The sequence below is a fragment of the Pseudoalteromonas rubra genome (genome assembly GCF_000967655.1).
Taxonomy (GTDB): domain Bacteria; phylum Pseudomonadota; class Gammaproteobacteria; order Enterobacterales; family Alteromonadaceae; genus Pseudoalteromonas; species Pseudoalteromonas rubra_A.
Map to the genome: position 1 here is coordinate 109,366 of NZ_JXYA01000006.1, position 16,389 is coordinate 125,754.

The following is a 16,389-nucleotide window of genomic DNA, read 5'->3' on the forward strand; positions in this document are numbered from 1 at the left end:
CAAAGATGAGTTAGAACTGAGCCACAAACTGCAAGCTGGTTTCTTCACCGGCATCACGATCTATGTATTCAGCTCTTAGGTAGTAGCTGTCGTTAAAGAAGTACTTACCTTCCAGTGCTAAATCTGAGTCATAAGAGCCCACGCCCACAGCAATGTTGCGGTTAAAGTAGAAGTTAACCAGAGCATTGTTATACGAGAAATCTGAGGAACCCAAATCGACCTCATGATGGGATACATCAACGCTGATGTAGCGCTCTGCATCCAGGTGCATAAAGTAGCGGCCTGAAACCGTATAGTTGTCCATTTCATCATCGGTATCAATTGTGACACCTAAATAGTCAGTATCATTAAGCTGATGATTATACTGAGCTTTTAACCAGGTGCTGTCGGCACCCAGATCAAATTCATTGCGACGAACACTGAGCTTCAGCTTGTCGTTATACAGATAACCGATCCCGTAAGTATAATGGTCGTCTATTTCACCCAGGTCGCTGACCTGACCAACCACGAATACTTCTTTGCTAAAGTATCCCTCACCGGCAAAAGAGAAGCGGTTCATATATTCGTCGTTGTAGTAACTCAGGCCAACATTGCTGTCGGTATCCAGGTAACCATAGTCATCCCAAACACCTGAACTCTGCTGTGGTGCAAAGAAGTAACGACTGCTCAGCATCAACGCATCGTTATCAAAAGTGCGGTCCTGATCGGTATAGGTTGCACTGTTAAACCATTGCTTGGTCTCAGTAGCGTGAGCGGATGTGGCGGTAACAGCGGCGAGTGCCGCAAGTGTGAGTAGCTTTTTCATAAAAACCCTTTATTTCCATATAGTAAAGCGGTAATGCTCACAACTTCGTGAGCGCGGCGGATGGTATAAGAACGAAACTGAACGCGCAATGACTTTTATAGAAATCAGCCTGATAAAACCACCTAAAATCAAAATCGATGCACCATTGATAATTACATCAAAAAAGGTACAACCTTCTTTTATTCACACTTATTTAAAGGATTATTTATGTTAAAGAAAGCAATTACCTTTGCGTTAGCCCTGACAATGTTCAACGCAATGGCGGGCATGACGAATCACAATGGCGAGATTGCAAATATGAGGACCTGGGTATCAGGTTCGGACACATATGGTGTCTGGGTGAGTCTGAAAAACAACCCTAGTATTTGCTCTGGCGGCTTTTTCCTGCCCGATACTTCAGACAATAAACAGCTGGTATATAGCACACTGCTCGCGGCACACCTTTCTGGTAAAGCCATTATGATCCAGGCGGCAGATAGCGCCTACAAAATTGGCGATCGCTGCCGCATTAACTACGTCATGCTTTAACAGCACTGATCCCAGGTGCCTATCGCGACTCAAGCAAGGCACCTCATACTTCCCGGCTACCTGAGTAAAGCAATCCCGTCCAAACTCATTATTCCTCCATATTTTTGCGATATACTCAACATTGGGTAAGAATAGAGTAGGAAATACAATGCGCCATTTTACACGTGCCATGTTAGCCGGTGCGATGCTAACCTTGCTGTCTGGTTGTCAGCTAGGCAGTAACGACGAAGTACAAAGCAATATTGCCATCACCAAAGTCTCCACAGGTCCGCTTGAAACACTAGAGCCAAATACCGCTGTGAAGGTTTACTATGAGGTCGACATCCTCGGCTTTAAAGACATTGATGTTGATGTACACTTTTATATGGTTCATGCCGCCGAGCTGGATACCAGCAACGGTGAAGAAGCCGAAATTGAAGAAGTACACAAAGTGGGCGCACTGGAGCTGACTCAGGTCAGTGAAGGCAGCCACAGCTTTGAAACCGAGATCACCATTCCGGATACCCTGCTGGGTGGCCACTATCACTTAATCGCACAGATTGACCCTCATGATGACCATGTGGAAGACGTAGAAGAAGACAACCATCCATCGGTTGATCATGCGCCTTTTGCTGATGGCGAATTTCCATTTGCAGACGTACATGTCCGTGTTTTAGAAAGCCATGATTACAAACTACTGGATGCACAGTTTGGTCAGCAGGCTTTGATCCTGGATGTGCCTGACAATACCGATGGCACCAGTGACCATCATTCCGACTTAGTTGGCTACCTGAGCGCAGATTACGAAGGTTCGAACCTGGGTAGTACCGCTATCACAGCAGAAGTGTTGGTAAACGGCAACTGGCAAGCAACCCATTTCTGGAATGCCGAAAATACCGCGTACGAGGCGCAACTCACCCATAACTTTACTGCCGGCTTGCACGATGAGCACATTGGTTTTGACATTGCCCTGGATGACGCCCTGCTTAGCCAGATTTATCAGGGTTATGACGCAACTGTGGGGCAGTCTTTGCAAGTTCGTTTTACCTTAACGGATCTGGCGCAAAATGCAGAAACTATCACAGACAACAATGTGATCGAAACTGAGATCCCTTTGTACTTCTTTACTGGTGAGAGCACGGATACAGAGCAAAGCCTGGCAAAGCGTGATGCCCAGTATTCAGTGGGTCTGGCGAATATCAAGCTTGAGAAAGAATTTGATAAATCTTACGGTAACAAGTCTAAGTTCAGTGTTGGCGTTGATTTAAGCGGCCAGCTGTTTATTGTGCCGACCGGCGATCCGGGCGGGCGCATTGCAGGTGAAGGCGTGGTCGAGGCTTACTTCTTCAACGCACAAAACACCCTGTTCAGTATTTCCTACGATGGCAGCGCTTATGTCAGTGGCCAAAACACCGGCTACGCGTCTGAAATGATCATCTTTAATAACGTTGCGTTTGAAGATGAGAAATACACCACTAAGTACGAAAAGTCCTGGGAAAAGTCCTGGGAAGAAGAAAAAGTGCTGGCAAAGGCCCGCTTTACCATAGGTCCGGTGCCTATGAGTGTTGAAGCCGGTGTTACCGGTAACCTGGGTTTTGAGCTGACAGTCGGCTACAACGCAGAGCTCTATGCTGAAGGTGACCTGTTCCATGTCGACTTTGGCGCCTTCGGCCGTGGCGGTGTGAACCTGGGCCTGGTCTCAGCCGGTATCCAGGCGATTTTGACCTTAATCGACAACACTTTTGCCATGGAGTCCAATGCAGGCTTTGCTCTGGTTTCAACCAGTAATAAAGCACCGCACATTTATTACGGTATTGAACTGAAGAACGACCTTGACGTGATCTCAGGTAAATTTGGTTTATACGCCGAAACCATTGGCGTAAAGTGGTGTAAAAAGTGGGGGATCCCTTACCCGTGTGGTAAGAAAACTCACCGTTACGACCTGTGGCTATACCAAACGCCAAGCGTGTATAACAAATCCTGGACTTTATATTCCAAAGAGGACGAAATCGAACTATGACCTTGTGTCGATTGACTCTGCTTGCAGCGCCCTGGGTGGCGCTGACAAGCGCTCAGGTAATGGCTGGCACACTCTGCCAGCCACAATACCAGTTTGATATCCAAACCCAGACTTCCTTTGATTACATTAAGCTGCAAAGTGCCCCGCAAATGTCGACTGTGCACTTGCAGGGCAAGCTGTCGCTTAAAGCCGCGCAAAAAGGCGACGAGAAAAACTGGTGGGCCATCAAGGCCGATCAGGTTGCTGCCGTTCAGGGTAAAACGCGTATTCCGCTGCCCAGTTATGAACATGCTTTTGCCTTGAAATTAACGGACAAGGGGCTTATCAGCGACTTCTACTTTGCCGCTGAGCTCGACCAGCAAACCCAGGACAAGCTCAAAGGGCTGGCTTATTATCTGCAGTATCAACGTGATATCAGTCAGGTAAGCAAAGAGCCCGATACCCTTGGACAATACCAGCCGGCATACCAGCAAGCCGATAAGCAACTAAAAATGGTCAAACAACACTACAGCGACTTTGACCGCACTGTGCTGAGCACCTTTAATCGCATTGAGGTGCTCGATTCAGCCCACCTGATCACCCCGGATAGCTGTTTTTTAGCACACCGTGAAGGCAATGAAGTGCTGGCGCTGAGCGGGACCGACCTGCGTTTTGGCTCCCGGCAAAACTATACGCTGACACGTGTTGCCCAGACTTTTAACACCCCCTTGTACGAACTGGACGACGACCTGACACGCTGGCAGCACACCCAGGTTGAACTCAGTGAAGCCGAAAAAGCGCGCCTAGCCGCCGAGTTGCAACAGCTGATCACAGGCCAGGACATCACCCAAATCGATGCTCATACCCTGTCTATTTTGCTAAAAAAATACGATGCTGTGATTGGCACCCTGGGTCCATTAATGCTCTCTGGTACGCTGAACGACAAAGCTCAGATGCGGCTGTTTAATGCACTCGGGCAGCTGGACTCAGCAACCAGCCAGCATTTACTCAGCAGTCTGTTGCAAGCCGAGAAGCAACCACTCACTCAGTTCCGTGCACTGCGTGCTCTGACCCAGGGCAATGCGCCGCTGTCACAGCAAGCCACGGATATGCTGCTGGAGATGCTGGTCAATGGGTTTAGCACGTTAGATGCGGAAGTTGAATCCAGTTTCTATATGACATTGGGCATTTTACTCAACAATCGCGACACCTCTGACACTGCCGCGCAAATAAGCCTGGCTATCACAGAGCAGATCACGCTTGGCGAGAGCGAAGGAAAAACCGCCAATCTGCTGAGCGCACTGGGGAACAGTCGCAACCCGCAGCATGAGCCATTGCTCGCAGCTCACCTGTCTGACAACAGCGCCCGTATTGAGAAAGCTTCTATCCGTGCGCTGGGCATGATGAAAACCGACACGGCCTATCAAAACCTGGAACAGCACTTCTTCAAGTCGCCTGAGCGGAATAAAAAAGCGCTGCTCAGTGCCCTGGGGAATTATCAGATGAGTGCGAAAACCAGTGATACCGTGCTGAATATGGCGGTTAGTGATCAGGACGACGCCGTTCGCCTGGCCGCTATCAAAGCCTTAGCGACCCAAAAGCAAAAAGACGGTATAAAGCCCGTACTGCGTCAGGCACTGCAAAACGAAACCTCACGGCGTAATTTTAAGGCCATCATTAAACTGCTACACAGCGAAGAAGAAAAGACCCAATAGCGCCTCAGAGTGATGATAAACCCCACATTTTAAAGTGGGGTTTATTTTTTCAGTCGTCAGATGGTATTTATCCGGCGCTATTTGTCTTTATTCAAGGCTTCCACCTCTTTAGTTACTTATATATACTTAAGCACCAAAATAAGTATAGCAACCTATAAAGTCAGGAAATCATCCTATGAGTAACACAAGCCCCGCCCGCCGGGTCTTTGAGCAAAACGAACGCTGCCCGATCCGCAATGTGGTCGCCCAGATAGGCGACAAATGGTCGATTTTAATTCTGTTTGCACTGGTCGATGGCCCCGATCGTTTCAACGCCCTGAAATCACGGATCAAGGGCATATCACAGCGGATGCTGACACAGACCTTGCGCGATATGGAGCGCGATGGCTATGTTAAGCGCACGGTTTATGCTGAGGTTCCCGTTAAGGTCGAATATGAGCTCACCGAGCTGGGACGCGGGCTTGCCAAATCCGCCTGGCAACTGGTGTCCTGGGCCGACGATCACTTCGATGAAATAAGCGCCGCCCGTACTCGGTATGACGAGGCCAATAAGCAGTAATTATTGTGCTTGTCGCAGCCTGAGCGCCGTGACCTGTTCAAAGCCAATCCCCCAGTTGTCAGTGGGGACTTCGTCAATAACCACAAACGTCGTCTGTGGATTTTTACCCAGTACATCGACCATCAGCTGGGTGGCGCCTTTGATCAGTGACTGTTTCTGCGCGTTGGTCACGCCCTCATCGGTGATTTTGATATGGATATAAGGCATAGTTACTCCTGATCTGTGTGTGGTAAATTCGCATACATTTTGTTGACTATCCGCCACTGCCCCTGCTCTTTCAGCAGGCCCAGAAAGTCGATATAGTGATGTTCAAACAGCGGGCATAACACCTTGACCATGGCTTGTTGCCCAAGCAAGTCTATTGCCAATATCTGATAGGCAAATTCATCGCCGTTTTCTGCCGGTGACGTGCGTTCGCTGACCAGTTTCAGCCATTCATCCCGGGTGCGCCTCAAACCCGGTGCTTTTAGCCAGCAGTCGGGGTGAAACAGGTTTCGTAATGTCTCACTATCGCCCTCATGTAGGCCTGTAAAGTAACATTGCACCATGGCCCGGATCTCGCTCAGATCCCTTTTCATCTCTACATGATCCATTATGCCCCCTGCGCCTGTTCAGCCTGTAAGGCCGCAACAAAACCTGGCATGCAAGTAACCGCTTCAATCATGCGCGCAGTGCGAGGGGGAATTACAATGTCGACAGGAAAGGCGGCTCCCCAGCGCGAATAAACAGCCAGCAAAATATCGGCGACACAGGCATGCTGGCCACCCAGAAATGGCTGAGATTGCAACTGAGATTCAACCTGCTCCCATAACTGATTGATCGCCTTTGCGGCCGCCTCAAATAACTGCTGACGCACTGGCCCCTCTTCTGTAGCGTGCGCAACAAAAAACAATTTGGAGTAGGCTGGGTGCATGGTGGCATTGGCAAACAACAAATGCTCCACTGCACGGCGACGAGCAGGCCCCTGCTCTGTGGGAAACAAACGACTGGGGTGCTTGCTGGTAAGATGAAGCATAATCGCAGCCCCTTCAACCAGCTTTTCGTCGCCATCTGTCAATACCGGTACCTTTAGCCCGGGGTTCACGGCGGAAAAATCTCTGAGGCTGTCGGCGCGGATAAGCGTCACATCCTGCATAAGCTCACGCAATACGGTGTGTACGGCCAGTGAGCAGGCTTCTTGCTTGTAGTATAAGGTGTACATAGTCATAGTCCTTCTTGTTGTGTAATACAGATGAATTCAGCGTTCTTCAGCTGCGGATATGTTCAACCCTGTTAGTCTATGACTTGTGCTTTGTTTGATATATAACTACAAAAGAAACCAAGTGTTCACACACAAGAAACAGTATATCCTTGATTTGATATGCCCGACTGCCCCTAAGGATAATTTAAATGAACAAGCTACGTGCCATTGAACTCTTTGTGAAATTAGCGGAGGTTGGCAGCTTTACCCGGGTTGCTGAACAGTTCAACACATCAAAATCGATGATCAGCAAAGAGATTAGCCGCCTTGAGGATCAACTTGGTGCGCGCTTGCTCCACCGCACTACCCGCCATCTCCAGCTGACCCAAGTCGGTGAGGGCTATTTACAACGTGCCAGAGATATTCTCAGTAAACTGGAAGAAGCGGATTCCTTTGTTCTGTCAACGCAGCAGGCGCCCAAAGGCAAGTTAAAAATTAATTTGCCTATGGTGCTGGGGATCACAGATTTGGGAAAAGTGTTTGCAGACTTTATGCAAGCCTACCCGAATATAGAACTCGACATTCATCTTGGTGATGAAGATATAGACCTGGTTGAGCAAGGGTTTGATCTGGGTCTGCGCGCCACCAGCCGACCCATCGACAGTAATTACATTGGACGTGAAATAACCCGTTTTGACTATCATATTTGCGCCAGCCCCGAATACCTGGCAAAAAACCCAGCCATTGAACAACCGCGGGATTTAGCTCAGCATAACTGCTTTGAATACCGCTACTTTAAAGGAAAAAATATCTGGCCGTTGGCTGAAGGAGTGAAGATTTCGGGCACACTAAAAGCGAACAACGTCCTGTTTATGCTGGAGTCCATTAAAGCTGGATTGGGTATTGGTATCTTACCTGAATTTGCCTGCCGGCAAGCAATTGCGAGCAAAGAGGTAGTCAGTATTCTGCCAGACAGTAAGAAGCCACAACTCACCTTGCTGGCACTCTATCCTGCCCGCCATCACGTTCCGGCCAGCGTATTGCAATGCATTCAGTTTTTACAGCACTGGTTTACACATCATTATCCAGAACCTGATCAAAACGCCAGTTCAATCACCCGCAATTGCTGAGATTCGTCTCCCTGCACCAGGACTTTGCCTTGCGGGTCAACAATCAGGCTGTTGCCAATAAAGCGTACTCCCGTATTACAGTCGTGATCCATCCCCAAACGGTTAGCTGCGATAACATACACGCCGTAGTCTTTGGCCGCCTTTTTGATCACAGCCAGGCTGTCTTCTCCGCAAAAGTTCGACGGATTAAGAATGATCTGCACGCCCTGCTCTTTGAGGCTGGCCAGGCCATCTTCAAACCAGATGTCGTAACACAACAGGACACCTACTTTGACCCCCTGGACTTCATACACGCAGAAGTCCTTACCAGGCACAAATCGTAACTGATCTGTCGGTGCGAGGTGCACTTTGCGATGCACACCGAGTAAGCCGCCGGGGCCTGCAAGCAAGGTACTGTTATAGAGCTGCCCCTCATAACATTCGGCCAGCCCGGCGACGATACATGCCGACTTTTCCCGGGCCAGGGTTTGCAGCAGCTGTGAAGACGGTCCATGATACAGGTCTTCGGCCAATTCACTGACCTGATGGCGGTCGAAAAAAATACTCCCCGTGGTGCACAACTCAGGCAGCAGTATCAGGTCAAATTCATGACTTGTCAGCGCAGCTCGGATGGCATCACGGTTTTGCTGAGGCTCGGCGAACGCTACGTCAAACTGAAAAAAGCCAATTTTCATCTTAACTCCCTTGAGGCTAATACGGACCAAACTGACGAAAAGTCAGATTAAAACGGGGGCCGGCTCCGGGTGCCCTTGGTACCGCGTGCTGATACTGTGTCTGAAAACCACAGCCCATGATAAACAAAGAGCCGTTTTCAAGCTCAATTGAGTGTAGATCCTGATGATCTGCCTGACTACGGACCTGAAAAGTCCGTTTTGCGCCTATGCTCAAAGACGGGATCACCTTGGTTGACCCGAATGCGGATAAATCACAATGGAAATCCATCCACTCGTCTCCGTCAGGGTAATAAATACAAACGCATACGGGAAAGCTGAGTCCGGTACGTTCAACAAGGCGTTGATGAATGGTATCGATTAAGGGAAACCAGGGGGATTGTCTGCCGTGGTGTCGCTCAAACCGGCCGGATGCGATGAGTTCAGGAGACAACAGGTTCATTTTCCAGGGCAAAATTGCCACATCAGAGCCATCCGGCATCTCGATGGTTTCTGGCTGTGACAAGTCAAAGTGTTCGCTGAGCCACTGAAATAACGCCTGGCTTTCTGAGTCGCTGAGAAAATCGGGCTCGTAGCTTGATTCGCATTGCAATGGCAACGTCATAGCTCATTCCTTGTTGCGCGTCTGGTAACCTGCACTGTTACCGATCCCCGTGCAACTGTCAATAACACCCCGTTACACATTTTGTGATTGGCGTTTTCGCCTGTCGCTAGGTAAAATGTCGGCCCTTGAAGTCGATGCCAGTTGCAGGTTATTAGTGTTAGTCAATTACGCTCCCCCCACCGATCCTTATCTTGATATTCTCTATCAGGACGACCACATGCTGGTACTAAATAAGCCCAGTGGCTTGCTGAGTGTGCCGGGTAAAGATCCAAAACACTGGGACAGCGTGATCAGCCGGGTGAACCTCGTCTACCCGAATGCAAAGATAGTCCATCGTCTGGATATGGCCACATCTGGGGTACTTTGTCTGGCAATGCACAAGGCAGCACATCGCTTTCTCAGCATTCAGTTTCAGGACCGCCTGACCGCCAAGCGCTATATTGCCCGGGTCCATGGCAGGTTAGCTCAGTCCAGCGGCTCGGTAGACCTGCCCCTGATCTGCGACTGGCCAAACCGCCCAAAACAAATGGTCTGTCACGAGACCGGCAAGCCTTCGCTGACGCATTTTGAAGTGTTATCCCACGAAGCGCACGCCACCCGGGTTAAATTAACGCCCATCACCGGACGCTCACATCAGCTGCGTGTACACATGCTGTCTCTGGGTCATCCCATTTTGGGCGACCGGCTTTATGCGCAGGGCGAGGCACTGGCGGCGGCGTCCCGGCTGCAACTGCATGCCGAGATGCTGCAGATCTGTCACCCCATATCAGAGCAAATGATGACCTTTACAGCGCCGGTGCCGTTTTAAACAAGTCCAGCGCGCTGGCCGTCATCGCGCGTACACCAGTTTTGATAGTCAGCGGATAGTCTGGCGCAAACTTGCTTGAATGCAGCGATGGCAAAGGCTCACCCGAAAACTGGGCCTGACGATAGGCGTCTGGCTCAACGCCACCCAGCCAGAAGATGGTTGCCGGGATATTTTCCGGTGTGCGACCGTACAAACCAAAGTCTTCCCCAGCCATCACAGGCTCTGCTTTGACAACCTGTTCATCGCCCAGCTCGGCACGAATGCTTTTTTCTACCCGCACAGCCAGCTCAGGCGTATTGTAGGTTGACGGAATGCTCTCTTCTTCATGCACATACACGATGGGAGCCAGTTCCGGCGGTAGCCCTGCACTTTGTGCAATCCCCTTAGTCATGCGCTCCAGCGCGGCAATTTGCTGTTCACGCACTGCCGGGTCGTAAGAGCGCAGTGTCAGCTGAAGCTTCACTTCGTTGGAAATGATGTTGTGTTTCGAGCCGCCATGAATGGATCCCACCGTGATCACCGAGGGCTTCAGTGGTGAGATCTCGCGGCTGGTAATGGTTTGCGCCGCCAGTACAATGCGTGATGCCAGCACCACAGGGTCTACCGTGGTATGAGGATAGGCACCGTGACCGCCCTTGCCGCGCACTATGATGTCTACCGAGTCTACATTGGCCAGCGCATAGCCCGGCGCAATGGCCACCTGACCGGCTGGCAAAGAGGCACTGACATGCAGTCCAAGTACATGATCGGGTTTGGCAAAGCGGCTGAACAACCCTTCTTTGAGCATGGCTTTGGCGCCCGCGCCCACTTCTTCTGCCGGTTGCGCCACCATCATTAATGTGCCCTGCCACTGGTCGCGGTTATTCGCCAGCTGCTGGGCGGTGCCGATAAAACTGGTCATGTGAATGTCATGGCCACAGCCATGCATCACCCCGACTTCATTATTGCTGGCATCTTTCACCCGCACTTTAGAGGCATAGGGTTTGCCGGTTTGCTCAACAATCGGCAGACCATCGGTATCGGCGCGGATCATCACCGTTGGCCCCTCGCCGTTGCGCAGCAGTGCTACCACACCATGGCCGCCAATCTGCTCGGTGACCTCAAAGCCCAGTTGTTTAAGCTCAGACGCCAGCCGCTTGGCCGTTTGCGTTTCCTGATAAGAAAGCTCGGGATTCTGATGTAAGTGTAAATAGAGTGCTTTAAGCTCAGGTAAAGCCCGCGCAACTTCAGTATCCAGTTGATATGCCAGCGCGCCATGGCTTGCCAGCACCAGTGATAGTGCAGGTAGTAGTGTTTTCATCATTGTTATTCTTAGTGTTTTTAAGGGATAACCAGCTTGCGAAGAATTGCTATAAATTGCAACCTCTTTGCGTTATCGCGGAGGTAATACAGCGGATAAACATAGCGGAATATTCCTTTCTTTCTGCTTAAGCTTTGCTAAGCTTAAAGTCTGAACCACTATCTTGTAGTGTCCGTGAAAACGATAACAATCAATGACTTAAAACCAGGCATGTTCGTTGTAGGCGTAACCCGACAAGACGGTCATGTACGCGTGAAAAGCCAGGGCTGGGTACGTACGCAAGGCGCCATTGAGGCTTTACAAAAAGCCGGCGTGCTGGAAGTCGAAATCGACCCGGATAAAGCCTTACAGGCCAAGCAGCAAACACCACCTGAGCACAACGAAGCTGCCCAGCAAGACAATGTCACTGTCCACGACCCGTGGCACAAAACCACCAGTGTTGACGCCGAGCTGGACCTGGCCACCGCCCTGTATGAAGAAGCCAAGGGAATTCAGGAAAAAGCCTTTGCGGATGTCAAAGCGGGTAAGGCCATCGCCGTCGAAGAGTTTAAACAAACGGCGTCCGGGTTCATAGATTCGATATTTCGCAATCAGGACGCCCTGGCCTGCATTGCCCGGATCCGCGAAAAAGACAGCTACTTACTCGAACACTCTTTGAACGTCTCAATTTTAATGAGTATTTTCGCCAAACACCTTGGTCTGGAGCGCAATATCATAGAGCAGCTGGCCACCGGGGCGCTGTTACACGATATTGGCAAAATTAAAATCTCCAACGAGATCCTCAATAAACCCGGTAAGCTCAGTGACGATGAATACCACTTAATGATGGATCATGCCAAATACAGCTATGAAATTGTTGCCCAAAGCGGGCTCGGACAAATAGCCACCGAAATTGCCGGGTTTCACCATGAACGACTGGACGGCAGCGGCTATCCGTTTGGCAAAAAAGCCGACGAGCTGTCCCAGTATGTTCGCATGGCGGCCATTGTGGATGTGTATGATGCGCTGACCGCCGAGCGGGTGTATAAGGTTGGCCTGACCCCAATCCGCGCCTTTCGTATTTTAAAAGAAGGCACGCCGGATCATTATGATGCAGATCTGCTGGCGCACTTTATTAACTGCATTGGGGTCTACCCGGTGGGCACCCTGGTGAAACTCAAAAGTGAACGCATTGGCATCGTCGCCTCAAGTAACCCAAAAGAGCCACTTAAGCCGGTGGTGAAGGTGTTTTATCACGCCAAAAACATGCTGTACACCGAGGTAAAAGACATCGATCTGGCCGACAAGCGTGTGACCGATGAGCTGGAAGCGGCGATAAAACCGGAAGACTTCAGCATTGACCTGATCCGCTTTTTCCGCCACACCATGATGCCTTAAAAGGCGTTGTTACTCGCCTTCGGGCCAATCCTGCATGGCCTGCAAGGTGAACTCGATACCATCAAAGTCAAACAACGCCTGCTCGGGGGTGATCTCTACCAGTTGCAGGGCCCCCATGTTGTCGCCCTCGTATAACTCCCGATTATTGAGCTTGATCCAGCGTTTCTCGGCGTCAGTGGCATAAATATGTGCCTGGTAGCGCACCCTTGGTAAGCTGTTTTGAAGCTGCGGGGGCAGTAACTCTACCGGTGTTGCCCGTGCAGATCCTTTGGTGCTGGAGAGCACCTCAGAGACAATGCGCTCCGACTTGGGCGCGGTTTTTTCCACCGCCTGTTCAAAAGCTTTTTTCAGCTCGTCTGGCACATCTGCCAGTGCTTCATCTTGCTGGCGCTGCGCTTCCTGCCGGGCGGCATTCGCGCGAGCTTGCTCAAGTGGCACGCCCAGCACCCGATAACCACTGAGGTCGTCAAGCGGCTGTTGAGCCACTTGTCCCTGATTGGTGGCAAAAACAGGGACATTATTGGTCTGGTAAGCCGGTTGCGTAGCCGCATACTGAGCGCCTACAGGCTGCTGGATTATCTGGCCATTGGCAGATACTGGCACCAGCTGTTGCGAGTAAACGGGCTGCCCCTGGGAGTCAAACCCGACCTGAACCGACATCCACTGATAATGGATCTGACGCTGCGCACTGTGCATCACAGGATTGATTGCCGGATTAGCGCCCTGATTTATCGGCTGATTTACAATTTGTCCGCCTTGTACCACAGCTGGATTGGTCGCCACTACCTGATTAACCGTCGCCGGGGCAGGTGTGTTTACTGCCTGAGGCTGCGCGCTTTGCGGTGTCTCGGCCTGCTTATCGCCAGCCACCGCAGTAACGTCAGTGCCTTTGTCAGCAACGCTTGCGATGACTTCTTCTTGTGGCTCTCCCTGAAAGGCTTCACCGACAAAATAACCCGCTCCCAGCGCGCACACGCTAATGAGTGCGCCTCCCAGAGTGAGGCTTAAACGGCGATAAAAGCGAACCTGTTGCTCATGACGTGATTGTTGGTAATCCTGCTCTGAGTCGATTTGTTGAGATTGTTTTAATGCATTGATTAGGTACGACATATCACACCACTAAAAAATATACGAAAGACCGAAGCCACACATAAACATGGCAGCTACCCAGCCTGAAACCAGCACCGGCATATTGACTTTTTTCTCACCGGATTGCGGCACCAAATCAAGCGGCAGCGCTTCTTTGGCGGCCTGCATGGCAATGGTCTTAGTCACAACCTGTTGCTGTGCGGAGTATGCGCCCAGTAAACACCGGTCGGCCAGCAAATTGATCAGCCTGGGGATCCCGGCAGTCACCTGATGCATATAAGCAATGGCCTGAGGCTCAAACAAACTACTCTGGCAGCCCGCCTTATTAAGACGGTGCTTCACATAAGCAAAAACCTGCGACTCGGTCAGCGGCAGCAGATGATAGCGCGCCGTAATACGCTGTGCCAGCTGGCGCAACTCATTGCGCTTGAGCAGCTGTTGCAACTCGGGCTGACCCACCAGCACTATCTGTAGCAGTTTTTTATGGTCGGTCTCCAGATTAGTAAGTAATCGCAACTGCTCCAGCACTTCTGCCGCCAGGTGTTGTGCTTCGTCGATGATCAACATAGTGTGACCACCGCGCTGATGATTATCCAGCAGCCGCGCCTTAATCACATCAGTGAGTGATTTCAGGGTTGCGTTTTGCGCATCATAGTCGATGTTCAATTCGTCACAGATACTTGCAAGCAGCTCCATTTCCGACAACGCCGGATTGAGGATAAACGCCACCTGCGTGGACTCAGGTAGTTGCGCCAGCATGCTGCGGGTTACGGTAGTTTTACCCGTCCCCACTTCGCCGGTTAGCAGCACAAAGCCGCCGGCATCACCCAGGCCGTAAGTCAGATGAGCAAGCGCTTCCTTATGGCGTTCGCTTAAGAACAAAAACTCCGGGTTTGGTGCTATCGAAAACGGCTTTTCGGTCAGACCAAAATAACGTAAATACACGGCTCGTCTCTTTCTTGTTAGAATGGGGCCTATAATGGCAAAAAAACGGCACAAGTTAAAACCTTGTTTGCTTTTTCAATACGGAATTTACCATGAAAATTTACCTGGTCGGTGGCGCAGTACGTGATCAACTCCTTGGACGTCCTATTCTGGAACGCGATTACGTGGTGGTGGGCGCAACCCCTGAGCAAATGCAACAGCTTGGTTATCAGCAGGTTGGCAAGGACTTTCCGGTGTTCTTGCACCCCGAGAGTAAAGATGAACACGCACTGGCACGTACCGAACGAAAACAAGGACAGGGCTACACCGGGTTTATCTGTGATTTTGCCCCCAGCATTACGCTGGAAGAAGACTTAATGCGCCGCGACCTCACGGTCAATGCCATTGCCCAGGATGAGGACGGCACACTCATCGACCCTTATCATGGCCAGCAAGACCTTAACGCCCGGGTACTGCGCCATGTCAGCGACGCATTCGGCGAAGATCCTCTGCGCGTATTACGGGTTGCCCGCTTTGCCGCACGTTATCATCACCTTGGATTTACCATTGCCCCCCAAACACAGTCGCTGATGCAACGCATGGTTGATGACGGCGAACTGGCCACCCTGACTAAAGAACGGGTATGGCAGGAAATTGAAAAATCCCTCAAAGATGGCGCCATTGAGGTGTTTTCCGACGTACTGGCCAGCCTCAACGCGCTCTCTTTGGTCATGCCATGGCAGAATACCTGGACAACCGACGACAGCCAACGCCTTAAAGCCTGCACCAGCAAACTGGATAAGCAAGATGATGACTACCTGCTGACAAGCTTTGCACTATGGCAGCATCGCGCGCAGCTCAATGGCTATAACCTGGAGCAGGACTTTAAAATCCCCAAGGCCTACAGTGAAGCGCTGCGTGACCTGCAAGCGGCGTTACCTTTATTACATAGTGATGACTGGCAGACGCACACGATAATGCAGCTTTTCAGTGCGCTGGATGCCTGGCGGCGACCACAACGCCTGATACTGATGTGCAAAGCCGCCAGAACCTTGAGCGATAAGCTGGCACAGCGCTGTGACATGCTGACACAAGCCCACCGGCTTGGCGCAAAAGTGAATGCGCAAGAGGTTATTGCGCTCGGTTTTAAGGGCCCGCAAATTAAAACCGAAATGGACAAACTCAAAACGCAAGCTATTAGCGCCTTGTTTGAGGGTTAGGTAAAAAGACCTGAATTAGATACATGAAGCCACCTTCAATCGAAACGCAAAGAATTGACATTCGAACTGTTTTTACAATAAACTCAAGTTAACAACCTGTACACACCAAGTTAACAACAACCTATCGCCAAAGAAAGGAAAGGGATGTGATAAATGGTGACGATTTAAAAGCAATGCGACTTAATGCTGGTATTTCTCAAAAAGATATGGCGGCTAAACTCAATGTGGACCGAAAAACAATTAGTAATTATGAACTCGATGTCAGCCAAATTCGCGTTGGGGAGTTGTTTTCATGGTTCTATTATTGCAAGATTGATACGAGTATGGTTCTATCGCAAGTGAAAACTGTTCGCGAAAAAATGGACAGAAGCAAAACTACACAATCAGGTACTGAAAGAGGTAAGGAATGAAAAATCTATCACCCGAACAATGCAATAAAGTAGTTGGTAGTGGACCTTACAGACCCGCTGAGCCGAAGAGTCAGTCTGTTGAAAATGTAGG

Annotated in this window: 18 protein-coding genes; 9 read left to right on the top strand and 9 right to left on the bottom strand. The window is 50.4% G+C overall.

Annotation, left to right across the window (positions count from 1 at the left end):
- Positions 1 to 10: 10 nt before the first annotated feature.
- Complete coding sequence (locus TW77_RS03580) at positions 11 to 805, bottom strand: putative porin (RefSeq protein ID WP_046003592.1); 795 nt, start codon at positions 803 to 805, stop codon at positions 11 to 13.
- Between the two features lie 207 nt (positions 806 to 1,012).
- Between TW77_RS03580 and TW77_RS03585 the strand changes: the two genes are divergently transcribed.
- The 4 genes from TW77_RS03585 (at position 1,013) to TW77_RS03600 (ending at position 5,585) form a co-directional block, all read left to right on the top strand.
- Positions 1,013 to 1,333 (top strand): hypothetical protein, encoded by a 321-nt coding sequence (locus TW77_RS03585; RefSeq protein WP_046003593.1) that lies wholly within the window; start codon positions 1,013 to 1,015, stop codon positions 1,331 to 1,333.
- Between the two features lie 148 nt (positions 1,334 to 1,481).
- Positions 1,482 to 3,332, top strand: coding sequence for a hypothetical protein (locus tag TW77_RS03590; RefSeq protein ID WP_046003594.1), 1,851 nt, complete (start codon positions 1,482 to 1,484; stop codon positions 3,330 to 3,332).
- The gene (locus tag TW77_RS03595; RefSeq protein WP_046003595.1) at positions 3,329 to 5,026 is read left to right on the top strand and encodes a HEAT repeat domain-containing protein; all 1,698 of its coding nucleotides are present in this window, start codon (positions 3,329 to 3,331) and stop codon (positions 5,024 to 5,026) included. Before TW77_RS03590 ends, TW77_RS03595 begins: the two co-directional genes overlap by 4 nt.
- 175 nt (positions 5,027 to 5,201) lie before the next feature.
- On the top strand, positions 5,202 to 5,585 hold the full coding sequence (locus TW77_RS03600; RefSeq protein ID WP_046003596.1) for a winged helix-turn-helix transcriptional regulator: 384 nt from the start codon (positions 5,202 to 5,204) through the stop codon (positions 5,583 to 5,585).
- On the opposite strand, the gene TW77_RS03605 is transcribed toward TW77_RS03600, so the two are convergent.
- Genes TW77_RS03605 through TW77_RS03615 form a run of 3 tightly spaced genes read right to left on the bottom strand, consistent with a single transcriptional unit; the run spans position 5,586 to position 6,786 of the window.
- Positions 5,586 to 5,792, bottom strand: coding sequence for a tautomerase family protein (locus TW77_RS03605; RefSeq protein ID WP_046003597.1), 207 nt, complete (start codon positions 5,790 to 5,792; stop codon positions 5,586 to 5,588).
- Positions 5,793 to 5,794: 2 nt separating this feature from the next.
- Positions 5,795 to 6,178, bottom strand: coding sequence for a nuclear transport factor 2 family protein (locus tag TW77_RS03610; protein WP_046003598.1), 384 nt, complete (start codon positions 6,176 to 6,178; stop codon positions 5,795 to 5,797).
- Entirely contained in the window at positions 6,178 to 6,786 is a 609-nt protein-coding gene (locus TW77_RS03615; protein ID WP_046003599.1) for a glutathione S-transferase family protein, read from the bottom strand. The genes TW77_RS03610 and TW77_RS03615 overlap by 1 nt, the downstream gene beginning before the upstream one ends.
- Positions 6,787 to 6,974: 188 nt before the next feature.
- Between TW77_RS03615 and TW77_RS03620 the strand changes: the two genes are divergently transcribed.
- A complete protein-coding gene (locus TW77_RS03620; protein WP_046003600.1) occupies positions 6,975 to 7,895 on the top strand; it encodes a LysR family transcriptional regulator in 921 nt (306 codons plus the stop codon).
- Here the strand turns inward: TW77_RS03620 and TW77_RS03625 are convergent.
- Positions 7,862 to 8,569: a nitrilase-related carbon-nitrogen hydrolase gene (locus tag TW77_RS03625; protein ID WP_046003601.1), complete on the bottom strand. Its 708-nt coding sequence runs from the start codon at positions 8,567 to 8,569 to the stop codon at positions 7,862 to 7,864. The genes TW77_RS03620 and TW77_RS03625 overlap by 34 nt on opposite strands.
- Before the next feature lie 16 nt (positions 8,570 to 8,585).
- Positions 8,586 to 9,170, bottom strand: a complete 585-nt coding sequence (locus TW77_RS24100; protein WP_052713023.1) for an alpha-ketoglutarate-dependent dioxygenase AlkB — start codon at positions 9,168 to 9,170, stop codon at positions 8,586 to 8,588.
- A gap of 154 nt (positions 9,171 to 9,324) precedes the next feature.
- Here TW77_RS24100 and rluA point away from each other — a divergent pair, with 154 nt between their 5' ends.
- Positions 9,325 to 9,978 (top strand): bifunctional tRNA pseudouridine(32) synthase/23S rRNA pseudouridine(746) synthase RluA, encoded by a 654-nt coding sequence (gene rluA, locus TW77_RS03635; protein WP_205623844.1) that lies wholly within the window; start codon positions 9,325 to 9,327, stop codon positions 9,976 to 9,978.
- Here rluA and TW77_RS03640 read toward each other — a convergent pair.
- Positions 9,956 to 11,278: a M20 metallopeptidase family protein gene (locus tag TW77_RS03640; RefSeq protein WP_156158598.1), complete on the bottom strand. Its 1,323-nt coding sequence runs from the start codon at positions 11,276 to 11,278 to the stop codon at positions 9,956 to 9,958. The genes rluA and TW77_RS03640 overlap by 23 nt on opposite strands.
- A 174-nt stretch (positions 11,279 to 11,452) precedes the next feature.
- Between TW77_RS03640 and TW77_RS03645 the strand changes: the two genes are divergently transcribed.
- Positions 11,453 to 12,655, top strand: a complete 1,203-nt coding sequence (locus TW77_RS03645) for an HD-GYP domain-containing protein (RefSeq protein WP_082078817.1) — start codon at positions 11,453 to 11,455, stop codon at positions 12,653 to 12,655.
- Positions 12,656 to 12,664: 9 nt separating this feature from the next.
- Here TW77_RS03645 and TW77_RS25060 read toward each other — a convergent pair whose 3' ends face one another.
- Entirely contained in the window at positions 12,665 to 13,765 is a 1,101-nt protein-coding gene (locus TW77_RS25060; protein WP_046003604.1) for a general secretion pathway protein GspB, read from the bottom strand.
- 9 nt (positions 13,766 to 13,774) lie between these two features.
- A complete protein-coding gene (locus TW77_RS03655; RefSeq protein WP_046003605.1) occupies positions 13,775 to 14,689 on the bottom strand; it encodes an ExeA family protein in 915 nt (304 codons plus the stop codon).
- A gap of 92 nt (positions 14,690 to 14,781) precedes the next feature.
- Here TW77_RS03655 and TW77_RS03660 point away from each other — a divergent pair, with 92 nt between their 5' ends.
- Positions 14,782 to 15,888, top strand: a complete 1,107-nt coding sequence (locus tag TW77_RS03660; RefSeq protein WP_046003606.1) for a tRNA nucleotidyltransferase — start codon at positions 14,782 to 14,784, stop codon at positions 15,886 to 15,888.
- Positions 15,889 to 16,034: 146 nt separating this feature from the next.
- Complete coding sequence (locus tag TW77_RS03665; RefSeq protein ID WP_046003607.1) at positions 16,035 to 16,298, top strand: helix-turn-helix domain-containing protein; 264 nt, start codon at positions 16,035 to 16,037, stop codon at positions 16,296 to 16,298.
- The last annotated feature ends 91 nt before the right edge of the window (positions 16,299 to 16,389 follow it).

Excerpts from the sequence above, each read along its gene's own strand:
- TW77_RS03580 (WP_046003592.1), bottom strand. The coding sequence starts at position 805 with ATGAAAAAGCTACTCACACTTGCGGCACTCGCCGCTGTTACCGCCACA.
- TW77_RS03585 (WP_046003593.1), top strand. The coding sequence starts at position 1,013 with ATGTTAAAGAAAGCAATTACCTTTGCGTTAGCCCTGACAATGTTCAAC.
- TW77_RS03590 (WP_046003594.1), top strand. The coding sequence starts at position 1,482 with ATGCGCCATTTTACACGTGCCATGTTAGCCGGTGCGATGCTAACCTTG.
- TW77_RS03595 (WP_046003595.1), top strand. The coding sequence starts at position 3,329 with ATGACCTTGTGTCGATTGACTCTGCTTGCAGCGCCCTGGGTGGCGCTG.
- TW77_RS03600 (WP_046003596.1), top strand. The coding sequence starts at position 5,202 with ATGAGTAACACAAGCCCCGCCCGCCGGGTCTTTGAGCAAAACGAACGC.
- TW77_RS03605 (WP_046003597.1), bottom strand. The coding sequence starts at position 5,792 with ATGCCTTATATCCATATCAAAATCACCGATGAGGGCGTGACCAACGCG.
- TW77_RS03610 (WP_046003598.1), bottom strand. The coding sequence starts at position 6,178 with ATGGATCATGTAGAGATGAAAAGGGATCTGAGCGAGATCCGGGCCATG.
- TW77_RS03615 (WP_046003599.1), bottom strand. The coding sequence starts at position 6,786 with ATGTACACCTTATACTACAAGCAAGAAGCCTGCTCACTGGCCGTACAC.
- TW77_RS03620 (WP_046003600.1), top strand. The coding sequence starts at position 6,975 with ATGAACAAGCTACGTGCCATTGAACTCTTTGTGAAATTAGCGGAGGTT.
- TW77_RS03625 (WP_046003601.1), bottom strand. The coding sequence starts at position 8,569 with ATGAAAATTGGCTTTTTTCAGTTTGACGTAGCGTTCGCCGAGCCTCAG.
- TW77_RS24100 (WP_052713023.1), bottom strand. The coding sequence starts at position 9,170 with ATGACGTTGCCATTGCAATGCGAATCAAGCTACGAGCCCGATTTTCTC.
- TW77_RS03640 (WP_156158598.1), bottom strand. The coding sequence starts at position 11,278 with ATGAAAACACTACTACCTGCACTATCACTGGTGCTGGCAAGCCATGGC.
- TW77_RS25060 (WP_046003604.1), bottom strand. The coding sequence starts at position 13,765 with ATGTCGTACCTAATCAATGCATTAAAACAATCTCAACAAATCGACTCA.
- TW77_RS03660 (WP_046003606.1), top strand. The coding sequence starts at position 14,782 with ATGAAAATTTACCTGGTCGGTGGCGCAGTACGTGATCAACTCCTTGGA.